Here is a 17724-nt window from a genome sequence, read left to right on the forward strand (position 1 = left end):
GTTCAAGCGCCTCCGAAACAGATGAGTCGATCAGCGTCCTGCACGGCATCGTGCAATTGACCCAGACCGGACAATTCCCACGGCGCGCTGAGCGAAATCGCTTCACGCTGGTAACGCTTGGCTTCTTCTTCGTTCAACACACCACGGCGCAGAGCGGCGGCGATGCAGACCACGCCGTCCAGTTGCTTTTCGTTGATAAAGGCGCGCCATTGCTTGGGCAAGTCCAGTTCATCCTGCGGGGTCACCACCGCATCGGAGGCGTTGAACACGCCGTCCTGATAGAAGAACAGCCGAACAATCTCATGGCCGCCGGCCAGCGCGGCCTGGGCAAACAGCAAGGCACGGCGCGAGGAGGGCGCATGGGCGGCGGAAAACAGCGCGATGGCGAACTTCATGATGGACTCGATCAGCGAAACTGCGGCCATGATAAAGCTTTATTGCGACAGCCGCGAAACCCGAGTTTTACGCAGATACCTTTGTAGGAGCTGCCGAAGGCTGCGATCTTTTGATCTTGAAGAGCAAAATCAAAAGATCGCAGCCTTCGGCAGCTCCTACATCGATTACGGGGTGATGCCGTAAAGATCGCAATACTCGATCCAGCCCATCCCCGCCATTTCCGCCACTTCCCGATGCACTTCCAGCCGTTGCGCCTGATATTCCTCGGGCGAAGCAGCGGTCAGCTGCAACGTCAGCTCCCAGGCGAACAACCTCTGTCTCTCCGCTTCTTCCTCAAACGCCTCATGCAAGCGTTCTTCGCGATACTGCGCCTGGGTTTCGCCCTTGGCCTGAGCCAGTAGCGGGTTGAGATGGTCGAGGGTTTCACGTAGTTCGGGTCGCGCATCGAGAAACAGTTTCAAAGCCTGTTCATGTCGCTGGTCGCTAGGCGCCATGTAATTTCCTTGTGTGACTGATGACCATAGGGTGCCGCACCTGCTTGCGCATGTCGCGCATAAAAACAGTAAAGCAGAACGATTTGCCGCGTCGCAGTGCTACAGTCCGCTTTTTTCTCGATGAGCAAATGCAATGCGAATGCTGATGGTAGTGCTGGCGGCGGCCCTGTTGGCCGGGTGCGCCGGTTCGGTGATGAACGATGCTCGCAGCAAGAGCCCGGACAAGGTCCTGACCTCGGACAAGCCGGAGAAAGACGTCGCCCGGTGCGTGCAATTCGCCTGGCAGGACGAAGCCGTGTTCGGCGTCGACGCGGCGGCCTATCTGGAGCCGCGCGAGTCCGGCGGCACTACGGTTTATACGCGTTCGGCAGAGTCTTTTGTCGATGTGATCACCGAAGCCTCGGGTACGACTTTGAATTACTACGCGCAGAAGAGTGATTTTGTCGCGATGCGGCGGATGGCGGCGATGGCGACCTGCCTTTGACTATGCTGTGAAGCAGTTGGCGCTTTCGCGAGCAGGCTCGCTCCCACATTGGAATGCATCACAACTGTGTGGAGCGAATCTGCTCGCGAAGACGGCGGCACATTCAGTCGATCAGGCGCTTCTGAAAGTAGTGCCGCTTGTGCCCCGGTGGGTAGTCAACGATTTCCCCAAACTGGCTGAACCCCAGCTTCCTGTAGAACTCCGGCGCCTGAAAATCGAACGTGTCGAGCCAGAGGCCGTAGCAATTCTTTTCCCTGGCCAAGGCTTCCGCCTGAGCCATCAATTTCGAGCCGATCCCCTGTCCGCGACCTTGTTCTGGCACTGACAGCAGTTCGATGAACATCCAGCGAAAAATCATTCGCCCGTACAAACCGCCCAGTATTTCGCCATTCTGGTCTTTGACCATCAAGGCGAACGGTTCGGATTTCGAACCGCCGGTTTGAGCATCGTTGTATTCGATCAGCGGCTGCAGAATGGCCTGACGCTGTTCCTCGGTAGGATTGTGCGTCAACTCGATACGCAAATTCATGCATGACTTCCTTGTGTAATTGAACGCCCAGCCTAACCCGTCCGGGCAAACGTCTCCAAGCCCTTCGATCGAACAAGCGGAACCGTCAAACCAGCGTTGCGGTCTAGGCTTTTATCGCGTCTTTCCCTGAGCGCGATTGATGAGGAAATCCCGTGAATATTTTTGAAGCCCTGCGCGAAAGCCACGAGCGCCAGCGCACTTACGCCAAGGCTTTGATCGCGACCAGCGGCGACAGCCCTGAGCGGGTCGAGGCCTACAAGCAGCTCAAAGCAGAACTGCAAGCGCATGAAACCGCTGAAGAGCGGCATTTCTACATTCCGTTGATGGAAATCGATGAAGGCGTGGACCTGAGCCGCCACGCCATCGCCGAACACCACGAAATGGACGAGATGATGGAGGAGCTCGACGAGACCGAAATGTCCAGTCCGGCCTGGCTGGCCACGGCCAAAAAGCTTTCCGACAAGGTTCATCACCACCTCGAGGAAGAAGAGCACAAATTCTTCCAGATGGCCGGCAAGCTGCTCGACGATAAACAGAAAAGCCAACTCGCCGGGCAGTACGAAAAGGAGTATCAGGCGCAACTGTCTGAATGACCAAAGGCGACTCGGCGTGTAGGTGTTCAGCTACACGTTGAGTGCGATGCGTCGTCGAGCACTGGTTATGCATCCAGTGTTTCCGGGCTTTTTACGTCTTGCACACTGGGACTGTGACAAAAGCGCCGATGGACAAAAAATTCACCTCCGTTAGCTTGAAGGCCTCTCCTCGGGAAGGAGAGTTCTCAAATCAACGGAGTGAGCAAGATGAATCAGGCAATCCCACAAACCCAACTCAAACACGGTCGTGTCATCTCGCCAGCGAGTCGCGGCGCAGTGGCCATCGACCTCGGCCTGCTCGGCGCTTGGCAAGTCAATGAAATGGAAGGTGGCAAGAACTTTCCGGCCATGGACGCCGGACCTTTCCCGCAACCTTTCGAGACCGACTCGGACAGCGTCGCGCCGCCGGCCGATGGCTACATTCTCAGCGGCGGCAAGACCGATGCCCGCGATTGCGTCAATTACACCGACGACGAGATGAGCAAGAAGCTCGGCCGTTCATTCAACTGGCCGCTGCTGAATGTCGATCCGGGGCAGATTCTCGAGGTCAGCTGGGCGTACACCGCGCCGCACACCACCCGTGGTTATCGCTGGCTGATCACCAAAGACGGCTGGGATCCAAAGCAACGCATCAGCCGTGCGCAGCTGGAAACCCAGCCGTTCTTCGAAGACTTCTACCCGCAAGTGCCGTATTACAGCCATGCCGGCGAATTGAAGGCCAAGGTCGATCATCAAGTGAAGCTGCCTGCGAACAAGCAGGGTCATCACGTCATCGTGCTGATGTGGATCGTCGCCAATACCGGCAACGCCTTCTACCAGGCCTTCGACGTCGACTTTCAGTAACCGCGCAGGCTGAACGAGTCCGGTAGCGCTGCCGGGCTTTTTTTGTCGGCGCAATTGTCCGACCATGGCAGTCCCCCATGAAGACAGGATCAGACGCGATGTCCAACACAGCCGAACGGGTCAACATCGTCGACACTCAGGTGTTGTCCCACGACTGGTATCTGCTGAAGAAAATCACCTTCGATTACCACCGCAACAACGGCGAGTGGCAGCGCCAGACCCGCGAGGTCTACGACCGGGGCAACGGCGCGGCGATTCTGCTGTTCAACCGCGAAAAGCGCACGGTGGTGCTGACCCGCCAGTTTCGTTTGCCGGTGTTCGTCAACGGCCACGATGGATTGTTGATCGAGGTGGCGGCGGGGTTGCTGGAAGGTGCCGCGCCGGAGCAACGCATTCGTGACGAAGCCGAGGAGGAAACCGGTTACCGCGTGCACGACGTGAAAAAAGTATTCGAGGCGTACATGAGTCCCGGTTCGGTGACGGAGAAACTGCACTTCTTTATCGCTGAATACGACGCCGCGTCCAAAGTCAGCGACGGTGGTGGCCTGGAAGAGGAAACCGAAGAACTGGAAGTGCTCGAATGGGGCTTCGATGAGGCATTGGCAGCATTTCAACGCGGCGAGATCTGCGATGCCAAGACCATCATGCTGTTGCAGTACGCAGCGATGAATAACCTCTTCGCTTGATTCGGGCAGGAGCTGCCAACGGCTGCGATGGCTCAGCATACTGGCTGAACGGGGAGGCGCAATACGCAAAGCCGACCATACTGCTTGTTGCTCCTGAAGCGTTGCCCTGCGTTTTGCGCAGTCCCCAAAAACAAAAAGAGATCGACTCATGAAGTACGAACCTTTGGCCAGATCGCTCATTGCGACCTCCCTGGCGCTCAGCTGTCTCATGGCTCACGCGGCATCGGTGGCGCCGGTTGCGGCGGAAAACGGCATGGTGGTCACCGCGCAACATCTGGCGACCCATGTCGGCGTCGATGTTTTGAAAAACGGCGGCAATGCCGTGGATGCGGCAGTGGCCGTGGGCTATGCGCTGGCGGTGGTCTATCCGGCTGCGGGCAACCTTGGCGGCGGCGGCTTCATGACCATACAACTGGCGGACGGGCGCAAGACCTTTCTCGATTTTCGTGAGAAAGCCCCGCTGGCAGCGACCGCCAACATGTATTTGGACAAGGACGGTAACGTCATCCCGGACCTGAGCACCCGCGGGCACCTGGCCGTCGGGGTGCCGGGCACCGTGTCCGGCATGGAGCTGGCGCTGAGCAAATACGGCACCAAACAGCGCAAGGAGATGATTGCCCCGGCGATCAAACTGGCCGAAGACGGTTTCGAATTGCAGCAGGGCGATGTCGAGCTGCTCGAATACGCGACGGATGTGTTCAAGAAGGACATGCGCGATTCCGGCTCGATCTTCCTCAGCAACGGCGAGCCGATGCAGGTCGGGCAGAAACTGGTGCAAAAGGATCTGGCGAAAACCCTGCGGACGATTTCCGACAAGGGCGCCGACGGCTTCTACAAAGGTTGGGTCGCCGATGCCATTGTCACTTCCAGCCAGGCCAACAAAGGCATCATCACCCAGGCTGACCTGGACAAATACAAAACTCGCGAACTGGCCCCGGTGGAATGCGATTATCGTGGCTATCACGTGGTCTCGGCGCCACCGCCAAGCTCCGGCGGGGTGGTGATCTGCCAGATCATGAATATTCTCGAAGGCTATCCGATGAAGGACCTGGGCTTTCATTCCGCTCAGGGCATGCACTACCAGATCGAAGCGATGCGCCACGCGTACGTTGATCGCAACAGCTACCTCGGCGATCCGGATTTCGTGAAGAATCCGATCGAGCACCTGCTGGACAAGAATTACGCGACCAAACTGCGCAACGCCATCCAGCCGCAAAAGGCTGGCGTGTCGGCTGAGCTCAAGCCCGGTGTAGCGCCCCACGAAGGCAGCAACACCACGCACTATTCGATCGTCGACAAGTGGGGCAATGCCGTTTCGGTGACGTACACGCTCAACGACTGGTTCGGCGCGGGCGTCATGGCCAGCAAGACCGGGGTGATCCTCAACGATGAAATGGACGACTTCACCTCCAAGGTCGGCGTTCCGAACATGTATGGGCTGGTTCAAGGCGAGGCTAACGCTATCGCACCGGGCAAGGCGCCGCTGTCGTCGATGAGTCCGACCATCGTCACCAAGGATGGCAAAGTAGTGATGGTGGTCGGCACGCCGGGGGGTAGTCGGATCATCACCGCGACCTTACTGACCATGCTCAACGTCATCGATTACGGCATGGGCTTGCAGGAAGCGGTCGACGCGCCGCGCCTCCATCAGCAGTGGATGCCGGAGGAAACCAACCTCGAAGACTTCGCCGCCAGCCCGGATACGAAAAAGCTCCTCGAGAGCTGGGGCCACAAGTTTGCCGGCCCGCAGGATGCCAACCACATTGCCGCGATTCTGGTCGGCGCGCCGTCCCTGGGCGGCAAACCGGTTGGCAAGAATCGCTTTTACGGCGCCAATGATCCACGGCGCAATACCGGCTTGTCTTTGGGTTACTGAGCGGAGTAAAAGAGGGGCGGGCGCAGGTCCGCCCCATTCTCAAAGACTGATCAAGGAAGGCTCGACATGACCACGGCATTACTGATCATCGATGTCCAGCAGGCGCTGTGTGCTGGTGAATATCAGTGCTTTGAAATCGACCGCGTGATCGCCACGATCAATGATCTCAGCCAGCGCGCCCGCAACGCTGGCGTTCCAGTGGTGTTAATTCAGCATGAAGAAAAGGATGGTCCATTCGTGCATGGGGCGGACGGTTGGCAACTGGCCAAGGGTCTGCTGATTTCGACGGAAGACCTGCGTATAGGCAAAACCACCGGGGACTCTTTCTACCAGACCGATCTCGGCAAGCTGCTGCCCAGCGAAGACTTCGAACGCCTGATCATCTGCGGCCTGCAGACCGATTACTGCGTCAACGCCACGGTGCGCAGCGCGCATTCACTGGGCTACGACATCGTCGTCGCGCGGGATGCGCATTCGACGGTCGATAACGGCAACATGAGCGCCGAGGACATCATTGCCGAACACAACAAGGACTTCGCCGCCCTGACCAGTTCCGTGGCACGAATCGACGTCAAACCGGCAGCCGAAGTGATCTTCTGAAATGCACATAAAACTCTGTGGGAGCGAGCCTGCTCGCGAAAGCGCTGTGACAGCCAACATCAAACCGACTGATATACCGCCGTCGCGAGCAGGCTCGCTCCCACAGGCATTTGGTCGGTCTCAAAATCAGAGAGCACCGCAGTCGGAAACGATGCACTAGGTTTGGACGCGATTCGCATCACGCAGCAACCGCTCGATCTGCGCCAATTCCCACGTGCTGAGCAGACTCACCGGGTCCGTGCCATAACGCTGCCACGTGTCCAGCGTCGCTTCATCCCCGGCGCAGTTGCGCGCGTATTCACAGTGATGCAAGTGTCCCTCGGCGAAGTCCAACAGCAGATGCCAGCCCTCGATGTATACGGTAATCAGCCCGGACTGGGACATTACCTCGCAGACTTCGAGCCCAAGCACGCCCAGCGCAGCTTCGCGCAGGCGCTGACACACATCACGGGCGGACAAAAACGCTGACATGCTGCGACTCGATTCGATGGACAAGCCTGCAAGGATAAGGCCCGCGCCACCCCATGTCAGCGTTTCACTGGCCCGAGGCCGAACAATTCCGTAACATTCGCCTCCCTCTTTTTTCGCGAAAACAGCAGCCGTGCCCAGCGGCCGCTCAGTCAGGTAAGCCATGAAACCGATTCGTCTGCGCGCCGATGTCCTCGCCGGACTCACCACCTCGTTCGCCCTGTTGCCCGAATGCATTGCTTTCGCCCTGGTCGCGCATCTCAATCCGCTGATGGGCCTGTACGGCGCGTTCATCATTTGCACGCTGACGGCGTTGTTTGGCGGTCGACCGGGCATGGTTTCCGGTGCGGCGGGTTCGATGGCGGTGGTGATCGTCGCGCTGGTGGTGCAACACGGCGTGCAATATCTGCTGGCAACGGTGCTGCTCGGCGGTCTGATCATGATGGCGTTCGGGCTGTTGCGCTTGGGCAAACTGGTGCGCATGGTGCCGCATCCGGTGATGCTCGGTTTCGTCAACGGCCTGGCGATCATCATTGCCCTGGCGCAACTGGAGCACTTCAAAAGCGGCGAGCACTGGCTCAGCGGTACGCCTTTGTACCTGATGACCGGGCTGGTGCTGCTGACCATGGCCATCGTTTACATCCTGCCGCGCCTGACCAAAGCGGTACCGCCGGCCCTGGTGGCGATCCTGGGTGTCGGCCTGCTGGTCTACCTGTTCGGGCTGCCGACCCGCACCCTCGGTGACATGGCGCACATTGCCGGCGGTCTGCCGACCTTCGCTTTGCCGGACATCCCATGGAATTTCGAAACCCTGCGCATCATCGCCCCGTACGCGATCCTGATGGCGATGGTCGGCCTGCTGGAAACCCTGCTGACGCTGAACCTGACCGACGAGATCACCGAAACCCGTGGCTATCCGGATCGCGAGTGCGTAGCGCTCGGCGCGGCGAACATGGTGTCCGGGGCGTTCGGAGGCATGGGCGGTTGCGCGATGATCGGGCAGACCGTGATCAATCTCAGCTCCGGCGGGCGCGGGCGCTTGTCCGGCGTGGTTGCCGGTGTGCTGATTCTGTTGTTCATTCTGTTTCTGTCACCGCTGATCGAGCGTATTCCGCTCGCCGCGCTGGTGGGGGTGATGTTCGTGGTGTCGCAGCAGACCTTCGCCTGGGCGTCGTTGCGGGTGATCAACAAGGTGCCGCTGCACGATGTGCTGGTGATCATCGCCGTGACTACCATCACCGTGTTCACCGATCTGGCCACGGCCGTGCTGTGCGGGATCATCATCGCTGCGCTCAACTTCGCCTGGCAGCAGGCCCGCGAGCTGTATGCCGATGAACATCTGGAGGCCGACGGCAGCAAGCTCTATCGCCTGCACGGCACGCTGTTCTTTGCCTCGACCACGCCGTTTCTCAATCAGTTCGACCCGGCCAACGACCCGGCCAAAGTCACTCTCGACTGCCGACACCTGAGCTTTGTCGATTACTCGGCGATCGCCGCATTGAAAACCCTGCGTGAACGCTACGCCAAGGCGGGCAAGCATCTACAGGTGTTTCATCTGTCGGAACGCTGCAAGAAATTACTCAAGCGCGCCGGCGTCGATCACGACTGACGCCGCTGGTTTTGCGTCCTTGAGCCAGGTCTTGCCGAGAATCCGCGAGACCTGTTCGGCGGAGTAGGGCTTGGCGAGAAATTCAAAACCTTCGTACCCGCTGCGCGCCAGTTCTTCGCTGTAGCCGGAGGTCAGAATCACCGGCAGATCGGGGCGGCGCTGGCGCAGTTCCTTGGCCAACGCGACACCGGTGATGCCCGGCATGACTACGTCGGAAAACACCGCATCGAACGCGCTGGCATCGCTACCGGCCAACTGCAGGGCTTCTTCGGCGTTGGTCGCCCATGCGGTTTCATAGCCCAGATCCTGGAGGATCTGGTTGGCGAAACGGCCGACATCGAGATTGTCTTCGACCACCAGCACCCGGCGTTTTTCGCAGGCCGGCTGCACCTCGCCATCGTCCTCTGCCTCGTCCATTTCTGCCTCGATCGCCGGCACTTGCGGCAAATACAAGGTGAACTCGGTGCCTTGACCAAGGACGCTGGAAACATCGACGTTGCCGCCCGATTGCTTGGCGAAGCCGAACACCTGCGACAGCCCCAGCCCCGTGCCTTTGCCGACAGCCTTGGTGGTAAAGAACGGCTCGAAGATGTGTTCGAGGGTGTGTGCGTCGATGCCGGCACCGGTGTCGGCCAGGGCAATCGACACGAAATGGCTGCTGGACCCAGCGTGGCCGCGAATCGGCGGCAGCGCTTTGTGGCACTCCAAGCGCAATTTCAGCTCACCCTGACCATTCATGGCGTCGCGAGCGTTCAGGGCGATGTTGATCAATGCTGTTTCGAACTGGCTGAGATCGACGCGGATGTAGCAGGGGTGATCCGGGCGCTCGACGCACACGTGAATCTGCGCGCCGGTGACCGATTCGAGCATCTCGCCGATGTTTGCCAAACGTTCGCCGGCGTCGACTACCTGCGGATTGAGCGGCTGACGGCGGGCGAAGGCGAGCAACTGGCTGGTCAGCTTGGAGGCGCGCTCGACCGTATCGGACACCGCGCGCATGTAGCGCTGGCGGCGTTCTTCCGGCAGGTTGGGCTGGCGCAGAAAATCCACCGACGAACGAATGATCGTCAGCAAATTGTTGAAGTCATGGGCGACGCCGCCGGTCAATTGGCCGATGGCTTCGAGCTTCTGCGACTGGCGCAACGCCGACTCGGCCTGGGCCAGACGCAGGCTGCGCTCTTCGACCCGTTGCTCCAGCGTGGCATTGAGTTCAGCCAATGCAAGCAGGCCCTCGCGCACGTTGGCGTCGGCGCGCACTCGCTCGATGTGCGCCCAGCAACGTTCGGTGACTTCGCTGAGCAGCGCCTGTTCGAAGCTCGACCACACACGCGGCACTTTGTCGTGAATGGCCATTAACGCGGTAAGACGACCTTGCTTGATCAGCGGCACGCAAATGGTGGCGGTGATGCCTATGCCCTGAAAGGTCGCTGATTCTTCCGGCGGCAATTCGCTGCGGTTGTCGTGGATCACCAGCGGTTGACCCGCGCGCAGAAGGCGTACGGCTTTCTCGCCGAAATCGCGCAAATGGTAGTGGCCGACGATGCTCGGCGAACCCGGCGCTGCATAGTCGCCGCGAATGGTGAAGCCATCCTCGTCGGCATCCATGTCGGCGTAGGCGCAATTGGACAGACGCAGTTGCTCGACCATCAGCCGCGTGCTTGCCGCCAGGATTGCTTGCGCATCCGTGGCATTGGTCACCGCTTCGCCGATGGCATCGAGGACGGCCAGGCGTCGGTTGAGATAAACGGTCTGGGTGGTCTCGGTGACGGTGTCGATCATGCCGACGACATTGCCGTGGGAGTCGCGAATCGGGCTGTAGCAAAAAGTGAAGAACGCCTGCTCCGGGCCTTTGCCGCGTTCGATCTGCAGAGCGAAGTTTTCGATGTAAGTGGCTTGGCCGGCGTATGCGGCCTCCGCAATCGGGCTGATCTCGTGCCAGGCTTCCTTCCAGATGTCGCTGAAAGGGCGTCCCAACGCGTGCGGCTTGTCGCCGAGAATCGGTACGAAGGCGTCGTTATAGAGAGTGATGAGTTGCGGGCCCCAGACGATCGCCTGAGGAAAATGCGAGGCGAGACTGAGCGAGACAGTGGTCTTGAGTACATCGGGCCAGTTTTCCAACGGGCCGAGGGGCGAATTCGCCCAGTCGTGACGGCGGATCTGCCCGGCCATCTCGCCGTTGTCTTGCAACCAGTCTGTCATGGGGTTCGTGTCTTTCCGGGGCATTTGTCTGAGAACAAAGACCTGCGCACAGGCTGTTTGGTTTCAGCGCACCAGACACTGTTTGCGCTGCGAATTATTCTGACGTACATCATGGCAGCAAAAAACAGCGGTGGCGAAAAGAGCGCCTTTTCGCCACCGGTTTTATCTTCGGATCGTGAGCGACTGCTCAGGCCTCGACGGTCGGGAAATCAATGTCGGTCAGCGCCGTGTTGTTCAGGTAGTTGGTCAATGTCTGCACGGCCACCAGGGCAATGACTTCGATGATCTTGCGGTCATCGATACCGGCAGCGCGGGCAGCGGCCAATTGTTCATCGCTCAAGTGGCCACGGGTTTCGGTCAGTTGGCGGGCGAGGGCGGCGTAGGCATTCAGTTCGCCGTGACGTGCTGCGATGATGTCCTCCGCCGACAGCCCGGCTTTGCCGGCAAACACGGTGTGTGCGGACAGGCAATAGTCGCAACCGTTGACCTGCGAAGTGGCGAGGTAAACGGCTTCTTTCTCTCTGCCGCTCAATGAGGTCTTGCCGAGGATGGCCGAGGCTTGCAGGTAAGTGTCGAATGCAACCGGCGCTTGGGCGAGGGTGGTGAAGACGTTGGGCAGGAAGCCGATTTTTTTCTTCACGCCTTCCAGTGCAGGACGGGTGGCATCGGTGGCGGTGTCGAGGCTGATTGCAGGGATGCGGCTCATGGTGATTCTCCGAAATTCCGCAGCGAAGTGCAGCGGCGGTGGAGAGATCTTATGGGCTGCCAATGGCGCTTTGGCGGCAAATCGTCGAGTATATGCGGCAGATCGTCCAGATATGCCTTCGGGAGTCAGCCATGGATCGCCTTTCCACATTACTTAGTCATTTCGGTGTGAACGCCGGCACCTTCCATAGCGGCGCGTTTTGCGGCGTGAGCGTTCACCAAGGCGAACCGGTCGGCCATGTGCATGTTCTGCAAGCCGGGGCGTTGCTGCTCAAACCGGGCAACGAGCGGGAGATCCGTCTGGACGAACCGTCGCTGATTTTCTTTCCCCGGCCTTTCACTCACCGGATGTTTGCCGACGAGGCCATGGCCAGCCAAGTGGTGTGCGCCTCGCTGACCTTCGACGGTGGCTCGGGCAATGCCTTGGCCGCCGCGTTACCGGACTATCTGGTGTTGAAACTCACCGATATCCCGGAATTGCGCAGCACCCTTGACTGGCTGTTCAACGAAGCTTTTGAAGGGCATTGCGGGCGCGTGGCGGTGATGGATCGTCTGTTTGAATTGCTGGTGATTCTGCTGCTGCGCCATCTCATCGGCAGTCGAGATCAGCAACCGGGCATGATGGCCGGGCTGGCGGATCCGCGCGTGTCTCGCGCCTTGAACCTGATCCACGAGCAGCCGCACAAGCCTTGGAGTGTCGCTGATCTCGCGGCGGCGGCGAACCAGTCCCGCGCCGGTTTTGCCGAGCAGTTTCGCCGCGTGGTCGGGCAGACGCCGGCCGATTACCTGTTGAGCTGGCGCGTCAGTCTTGCGCAGAAACGCCTGCGCGAAGGCCGTCCGATTGCGTTGATTGCCGAAGAGGTCGGTTACGAAAGTCCGTCGGCGCTGGCCCGGGCGTTTCGGCGCAAGACCGGGCTCAGTCCTCGGCAATGGAAAGCCGAACACTGAACATTACCTGGCGAATTTCTTCGCTCCGGCCACGCAAAGAATCACCCCCAGCGTGACGCCGAGCATGCCGACACTGACCTGCTCATGCAGCAACGTCGCCGCCAGTGCCAGACCAAAAAAAGGCTGCAGCAACTGCAACTGCCCGACCGCTGCGATTCCGCCCTGGGCCAGACCGCGATACCAGAACACGAAGCCGATCAGCATGCTGAACAGCGACACGTAAGCCAGGCACATCCACGCCGAAATGCTGATGCCGGCGAACGAGGCGGGCGCCAGCCACAGGCTCAGCACTGTCATCAGCGGTAACGACAACACCAGCGCCCAGCAGATCACCTGCCAGCCGCCGAGGCTGCGTGACAGTTTCGCGCCTTCGGCGTAACCGAGGCCGCAGGCCAGGATCGCCGCGAGCATCAGCAGATCGCCGGTGGGCGAGGCGCTCAAGCCTTGGGACAGGGCAAAGCCCACCACCAATGCGCTGCCCAGCACTGAAAAGATCCAGAACATTGGACGTGGCCGCTCACCGCCACGCAAGACACCAAACATCGCCGTGGCCAGCGGCAGCAATCCTACAAACACGATCGAATGCGCTGACGTTACGTGCTGCAATGCCAACGCGGTCAGCAGCGGGAAACCCAACACCACGCCCAGCGCCACAATCAACAGCGACAGCCACTGATGATGCGCCGGTCGCCGCTGTTTGAACAACAGCAGAAGTCCGACGGCCAGTGCGCCGGCGATCGCTGCTCGCACCACGGTCAGAAACACCGGATCGAATTCCAGCACCGCCAAACGTGTGGCGGGCAGCGAACCGCTGAAAATCAGCACGCCGATAAAACCGTTGATCCAGCCACTGGTTTTTTCCAGTGCCGGGTGGGCCGCAGTCGATGTTGTGTGCATGTCGGTCGCGCTCAAAAAGTGGCTTGTGTCGCCGTGATCCTAGGACGGAGAATCAGCACAATCAAAAAATTGTCATGGATACAGCCGACATGCCGCGTTCCCGTTACAAGACCCTGGTTGACCGCTATGCGGCAGACATTCGTGGCGGACGATTGGCGCCGGGCACGCGACTGCCAACGCATCGGCAGCTGGCGAGCCAGGAAGGACTGGCACTGGTTACCGCTTCACGGGTTTATGCCGAGCTTGAAGCGATGGGCCTGGTCAGTGGTGAAGCCGGGCGCGGCACGTTTGTCCGGGAAACGTCGCTGGCGCCGGGGCAGGGCATTGATCAGAAAGATGTCGCGGTCGGCATGATCGACCTGAATTTCAACTATCCCTCCTTGCCCGGTCAGGCTGAACTGTTGCGCACGGCGTTGCGCCAACTGGCGTTGTCCGGTGATCTGGAAGCGCTGTTGCGTTATCAACCCCACGCCGGGCGTGCCCACGAACGCGCCTCGGTGGCGCGACATTTGTCGACACGCGGCGTGGCGGTTGAAGCCGACCAAGTGCTGATCGTCAACGGCGCTCAGCAAGGTTTGGCGGTGACGCTGATGGCTCTGCTCAAACCCGGCGATGTGATTGCCGCCGATGCGCTGACCTATTCGGGATTCAAGGTGCTGGCCGACGCGCTGCATCTGGAAGTGCTGGCGATCCCGATGACGGAGCACGGCCCGGATTTGCCGGCACTGGACAGACTCTGTTGCCAGCGTGCGGTGCGCGCCGTATACAGCATGCCGACGCTGCACAATCCGCTGGGCTGGGTCATGCCACTGGAACAGCGCGAACGATTGGTGGCGATTGCCCGCCGCTATGATCTGACACTTATCGAAGATGCGGCCTACGCGTTTCTGGTCGAGAACCCGCCATGCCCGTTGATTGAACTGGCACCGGAACGGACGTTTTACGTATCGGGCCTGTCGAAAAACATCGCCACCGGATTGCGGGTCGGCTTCATTGCCGCGCCGCTTCCTCAAGTGTCCGCACTGGAGCGAATCATTCGCGCGACGACATGGAACACGCCTGGGGTGATGACCGCCATCGCGTGCGGCTGGCTCGACGATGGCACCGTCACCGTGCTTGAGGCGCAGAAACGTCGTGATGCTACGGCGCGACAGGCCTTGGCCGCCGAGGTGCTCAAAGGGCTGCGCTACATTGCTCATCCGGCCTCGTATTTTCTGTGGTTGCCGCTGCCCGAAGATGTGCGTGCCGATCAGATCGTGGTCGAGTTGATGCAGCAGCAGATTTCCGTCACCAGCGCCGAGCCGTTTTCGCTGTCGGCCCATACGCCCCATGCGATTCGTCTGGCTCTTGGCTCGGTGGACATGCACGTGTTGCGTCAGGCGTTGATCACCGTCAGAACGATCATCGGCGCTTATCTGTAAACTGCGCCCACGCCATGCAAAGCGAGGTTTGGACTGTTCAATGAAATTCACCACGACACTGTTTCTCGCCTTGATCTTCAGCGCCAGTGCACAGGCTGAGGGCGATCCTGAGGCCGGGGCGAAAATCTTTCCGCGTCTGTGCGGCGGTTGCCATCAGGTTGGCGAGTCGGCTCGTTCGGGGTTTGGTCCGCAGCTCAACGGCATCATTGGCCGGGCTGCGGGGACTTCGGCCAATTATGTTTATTCCGATGCGATGAAGAACTCGGGGATTACCTGGGATCGGGCGACGTTGAAGGCTTATCTCGAGGATCCGAAAGGGGTGGTGCCGGGGACGCGGATGATTTTCTGGGGGCTGAGTGATGAGGAGAAGTTGAATAATTTGTTGGCTTATCTGCAGATGTTCAGTGCTGAGCCCTAGTCGGGCGATGATTTCCTGGCTGATTGAGTACATATCCATTGCTGCGGTAACGGCTGCTTAGGGTTCCGCCCTTACGGCGGGTCACCTTTTTTTGCTTTTCTGTGGGAGCGAGCCTGCTCGCGAAAAGCGGTTCTCCAAACGACCCATATTTCCGCTTTTACCCCATCCCTGAGGGAGCTGGCTTGCCAGCGATGGGGTCGGTGAGCCGGCCTGTCTCTGGTTGATATACGCCGGTGTCAGTGGGTATGAAACGCAACCTGATTGCGCCCCGCAGCTTTCGCCTGATACAGCTGCTGATCGGCACGTTTGATCAGGGCCGTGTGGTTGTTGTCTGCCGGATCTGCCAGGCCAAGGCCAATACTCACGGTAACGTTGCCGACGCCGGGAAACTCCGCGTCGGCTACCGCTGCGCGAATCTTTTCGGCGACGACTTCCGGGGTGTCGGGTTGTGCGACTTCCGGCAGCAGTACGGCGAACTCTTCGCCGCCGTAGCGGGCGACGAAATCGGTGCTGCGTACGCTGTTCTGGATCAAGGTCGCCAGTTGTTGCAGGACCTCGTCACCGACCGCGTGGCCGTGGCTGTCATTGATGCGTTTGAAGTGGTCGGCATCGATCAGCAGCAGGGCAAACGGGCGTCCGGTGCGTCGGGACAGCAGCGAATACTCAGTGATTTTTTCGTCAAACCGGCGACGGTTGTAAACGCCGGTCAAGCCGTCGTGTGTGGCCAGACTCAGCAGCTCGGCGTTGGCCTCGGTGAGTGCGGCGGTGCGTTGCGCCACGGTGGCTTCCAGCGACGCGTTGGCTTCTTGCAGTTCGCGCTCCTTGCCGAGCAGTGACTGCGTCATTGCGTCGATGGACTGGCCGAGCTGGGCGATTTCCAGCACCGGATGCTGCAGCTGGAACTGTGCCCCGGCCTGGTTGTTTTGCACTTGTTTGGCCGAGCGTGCCAGTTGTTCGATAGGGCGGCTCAGGTACAGCGCCAAGTAATAAGCCACGAGACCGAAAACGATGGCGGCGAAAACGCCGAGGATCAGCAATTCGTATTGCAGCATCCGCGCCGGTTGCAGCGCAGTCTCCAATGGCTGGCGAATGGCGATCGACCACGACAGCGCTGTGCCCGATGGCGTCGGCACGGTGACCATGCTGGTCAGGTAACCGTTGGCCGCCGTCCAGCCCGACAATACCGGATCGTTGGTCGCCAGCTGTTGGCCCATCAGCGCTTCGGGGTAGAGCACCTTGCCATCGTGGTCGACGATCAGCGCCTGAATATCCGGCGCCGAGTTCTTGTGGGAAAACGCCGCCGACTCGACGATGCGCGTCACCCAACTCCAGTGCGCATGTGCACCCAGCACGCCGATCACCTGTCCTTCGGCATTGTGGATTGGCGCGGCGAAATCGATGAAGCGCAGCGGCTCGCCATTGGGCAGGCCCGGCAACAACTTGGCCAGCAACACTGCTTCATGGGGATCGCCGGTGTATTGCCGGCGCAGGCCGATCTGGAACCACGGGCGTTTCTGCACCGATTGACCGACCAGCAGATCATTGACCGCCTGGCGCACGTTGCCCTCGGCGTCGGTGACGCCCATCCACGCATATTCGGCGCGCGCCTGGGTGCGCAACTGCATCGACTTGAGGATGGCTGGATTGTCCAGATCACCGCGCTCCAGATGCGGCGCGCGACTGAGCAGGTAAACCTCCAGTTGCCGTTCGCGCAGTTGTTCGCCCAACAATGTCGCCGCCGAGCGCGCCGTGTTCAGCAACGCGTTGCCGCTGGCCTGTTTCATTTGTTCGGTGGCGATGTGACCGACATAAAAGCCGACGCTCAATAACGTCAGCAGGGACAAACCGCCGAACCACAGGGTGAGATGGCTACGCAGACTGGCTTTGAACATGTAGGCGGGTGTCTGTCTTTATTGAAGTGGCGCCATGGTATGCGACATCGCCGACGGCGGGCCAGCGAACGGGTTCAAGTAAATACAAAGAAGATTGATGCCAATGAGCCATCATTTTGTTTAGAATGCGCGCCGCCCGAGAGACGGATCCCGGGCGTTTCCCCATGGAGTTTTACTGTGAAATACCTCAGCAAAGTAGTCGCCGCCGCACTGTTCGGTGTGGTTCTGGCAGGTTGCACCGGCGCCCCGATGAAAACCGCCCATTACGACAGCAACCAATACACCGTGGTTGGCCACAGCGAAGCATCGGCCACCGGCCTGCTGCTGTTTGGCATCATCCCTATCCGCCAGAACAGCCGATTTGTGCGCGCGCAAAACGCGGCCATCCAAGCCAAGGGCGGCGATGCAATGATCAACACGCAGGTTCAGGAAAACTGGTTCTGGGCCTGGGTTCTGACCGGCTACACCACCACCATCTCCGGTGACGTGGTCAAGCTGAAAACCGCGCAATAAGCGAGGGCTGAATGCAAAAAAGCCCGGCTGATCAGGCCGGGCTTTTTCATGGGTGTTGCGGTCATGCAGTAGATTCATGCAACGCGGCGCTCGATCAGACGATCAGAGCCACCTTCAGCGACGCGGCGTTCGATCAGACGATCAGAGCCACCT

19 protein-coding genes are annotated in these 17724 nt (G+C 59.8%); 11 read left to right on the plus strand and 8 right to left on the minus strand.

Annotation, left to right across the window (positions count from 1 at the left end):
• Positions 1-2: 2 nt before the first annotated feature.
• Entirely contained in the window at positions 3-395 is a 393-nt protein-coding gene (tusD, locus tag ACYSTU_RS26645) for a sulfurtransferase complex subunit TusD (RefSeq protein WP_038860118.1), read from the minus strand.
• A gap of 165 nt (positions 396-560) precedes the next feature.
• Positions 561-890: a DUF6388 family protein gene (locus ACYSTU_RS26650; protein WP_016770659.1), complete on the minus strand. Its 330-nt coding sequence runs from the start codon at positions 888-890 to the stop codon at positions 561-563.
• 133 nt (positions 891-1023) lie between these two features.
• Between ACYSTU_RS26650 and ACYSTU_RS26655 the strand changes: the two genes are divergently transcribed.
• Positions 1024-1374, plus strand: coding sequence for a hypothetical protein (locus tag ACYSTU_RS26655; protein WP_024013401.1), 351 nt, complete (start codon positions 1024-1026; stop codon positions 1372-1374).
• A 103-nt stretch (positions 1375-1477) separates the two neighbouring features.
• Here ACYSTU_RS26655 and ACYSTU_RS26660 read toward each other — a convergent pair whose 3' ends face one another.
• Positions 1478-1903: a GNAT family N-acetyltransferase gene (locus tag ACYSTU_RS26660; RefSeq protein WP_122508073.1), complete on the minus strand. Its 426-nt coding sequence runs from the start codon at positions 1901-1903 to the stop codon at positions 1478-1480.
• A gap of 152 nt (positions 1904-2055) precedes the next feature.
• Here ACYSTU_RS26660 and ACYSTU_RS26665 point away from each other — a divergent pair, with 152 nt between their 5' ends.
• The 5 genes from ACYSTU_RS26665 to ACYSTU_RS26685 all read left to right on the plus strand — a co-directional run bounded on the left by ACYSTU_RS26665 (position 2056) and on the right by ACYSTU_RS26685 (position 6501).
• Positions 2056-2496, plus strand: coding sequence for a hemerythrin domain-containing protein (locus tag ACYSTU_RS26665; protein WP_024013399.1), 441 nt, complete (start codon positions 2056-2058; stop codon positions 2494-2496).
• A 207-nt stretch (positions 2497-2703) separates the two neighbouring features.
• Positions 2704-3339, plus strand: coding sequence for a lytic polysaccharide monooxygenase auxiliary activity family 9 protein (locus ACYSTU_RS26670; RefSeq protein WP_341637164.1), 636 nt, complete (start codon positions 2704-2706; stop codon positions 3337-3339).
• A gap of 98 nt (positions 3340-3437) precedes the next feature.
• Entirely contained in the window at positions 3438-4025 is a 588-nt protein-coding gene (locus ACYSTU_RS26675; RefSeq protein ID WP_024013397.1) for an NUDIX domain-containing protein, read from the plus strand.
• Positions 4026-4173: 148 nt separating this feature from the next.
• The gene (gene ggt, locus ACYSTU_RS26680) at positions 4174-5901 is read left to right on the plus strand and encodes a gamma-glutamyltransferase (protein ID WP_499002668.1); all 1728 of its coding nucleotides are present in this window, start codon (positions 4174-4176) and stop codon (positions 5899-5901) included.
• Between the two features lie 66 nt (positions 5902-5967).
• Positions 5968-6501: a cysteine hydrolase family protein gene (locus ACYSTU_RS26685; RefSeq protein ID WP_471811962.1), complete on the plus strand. Its 534-nt coding sequence runs from the start codon at positions 5968-5970 to the stop codon at positions 6499-6501.
• Between the two features lie 156 nt (positions 6502-6657).
• On the opposite strand, the gene ACYSTU_RS26690 is transcribed toward ACYSTU_RS26685, so the two are convergent.
• Positions 6658-6972 (minus strand): DUF7693 family protein, encoded by a 315-nt coding sequence (locus tag ACYSTU_RS26690; RefSeq protein ID WP_499002671.1) that lies wholly within the window; start codon positions 6970-6972, stop codon positions 6658-6660.
• A gap of 160 nt (positions 6973-7132) precedes the next feature.
• Between ACYSTU_RS26690 and ACYSTU_RS26695 the strand changes: the two genes are divergently transcribed.
• Positions 7133-8578: a SulP family inorganic anion transporter gene (locus ACYSTU_RS26695; RefSeq protein WP_130901725.1), complete on the plus strand. Its 1446-nt coding sequence runs from the start codon at positions 7133-7135 to the stop codon at positions 8576-8578.
• Here ACYSTU_RS26695 and ACYSTU_RS26700 read toward each other — a convergent pair.
• Together ACYSTU_RS26700 and ACYSTU_RS26705 are read right to left on the minus strand one after the other, a co-directional pair.
• Positions 8546-10777 carry a response regulator gene (locus tag ACYSTU_RS26700; protein ID WP_122612147.1) on the minus strand — a complete coding sequence of 744 codons (2232 nt, stop codon included), beginning with the start codon at positions 10775-10777 and terminating at the stop codon, positions 8546-8548. The two genes, ACYSTU_RS26695 and ACYSTU_RS26700, sit on opposite strands and share 33 nt — an antisense overlap.
• 187 nt (positions 10778-10964) lie before the next feature.
• Positions 10965-11483 carry a carboxymuconolactone decarboxylase family protein gene (locus ACYSTU_RS26705; RefSeq protein ID WP_136493726.1) on the minus strand — a complete coding sequence of 173 codons (519 nt, stop codon included), beginning with the start codon at positions 11481-11483 and terminating at the stop codon, positions 10965-10967.
• Positions 11484-11614: 131 nt separating this feature from the next.
• Here ACYSTU_RS26705 and ACYSTU_RS26710 point away from each other — a divergent pair, with 131 nt between their 5' ends.
• Positions 11615-12430 carry a cupin domain-containing protein gene (locus ACYSTU_RS26710; RefSeq protein ID WP_499002676.1) on the plus strand — a complete coding sequence of 272 codons (816 nt, stop codon included), beginning with the start codon at positions 11615-11617 and terminating at the stop codon, positions 12428-12430.
• Between the two features lie 3 nt (positions 12431-12433).
• On the opposite strand, the gene ACYSTU_RS26715 is transcribed toward ACYSTU_RS26710, so the two are convergent.
• Positions 12434-13327 (minus strand): DMT family transporter, encoded by an 894-nt coding sequence (locus tag ACYSTU_RS26715; protein WP_499002678.1) that lies wholly within the window; start codon positions 13325-13327, stop codon positions 12434-12436.
• A gap of 89 nt (positions 13328-13416) precedes the next feature.
• Here ACYSTU_RS26715 and ACYSTU_RS26720 point away from each other — a divergent pair, with 89 nt between their 5' ends.
• Positions 13417-14748, plus strand: coding sequence for an aminotransferase-like domain-containing protein (locus ACYSTU_RS26720; protein WP_499002680.1), 1332 nt, complete (start codon positions 13417-13419; stop codon positions 14746-14748).
• A 40-nt stretch (positions 14749-14788) separates the two neighbouring features.
• The gene (locus ACYSTU_RS26725; RefSeq protein WP_136493722.1) at positions 14789-15166 is read left to right on the plus strand and encodes a c-type cytochrome; all 378 of its coding nucleotides are present in this window, start codon (positions 14789-14791) and stop codon (positions 15164-15166) included.
• Between the two features lie 236 nt (positions 15167-15402).
• Here the strand turns inward: ACYSTU_RS26725 and ACYSTU_RS26730 are convergent, their stop codons facing one another.
• Positions 15403-17058, minus strand: a complete 1656-nt coding sequence (locus ACYSTU_RS26730; protein ID WP_499002684.1) for a sensor domain-containing diguanylate cyclase — start codon at positions 17056-17058, stop codon at positions 15403-15405.
• 177 nt (positions 17059-17235) lie between these two features.
• On the opposite strand from ACYSTU_RS26730, the gene ACYSTU_RS26735 reads away from it, so the two are divergent.
• The gene (locus ACYSTU_RS26735) at positions 17236-17571 is read left to right on the plus strand and encodes a hypothetical protein (RefSeq protein WP_024013386.1); all 336 of its coding nucleotides are present in this window, start codon (positions 17236-17238) and stop codon (positions 17569-17571) included.
• Positions 17572-17724 lie beyond the last annotated feature (153 nt).

The organism is Pseudomonas glycinis (genome assembly GCF_054871425.1).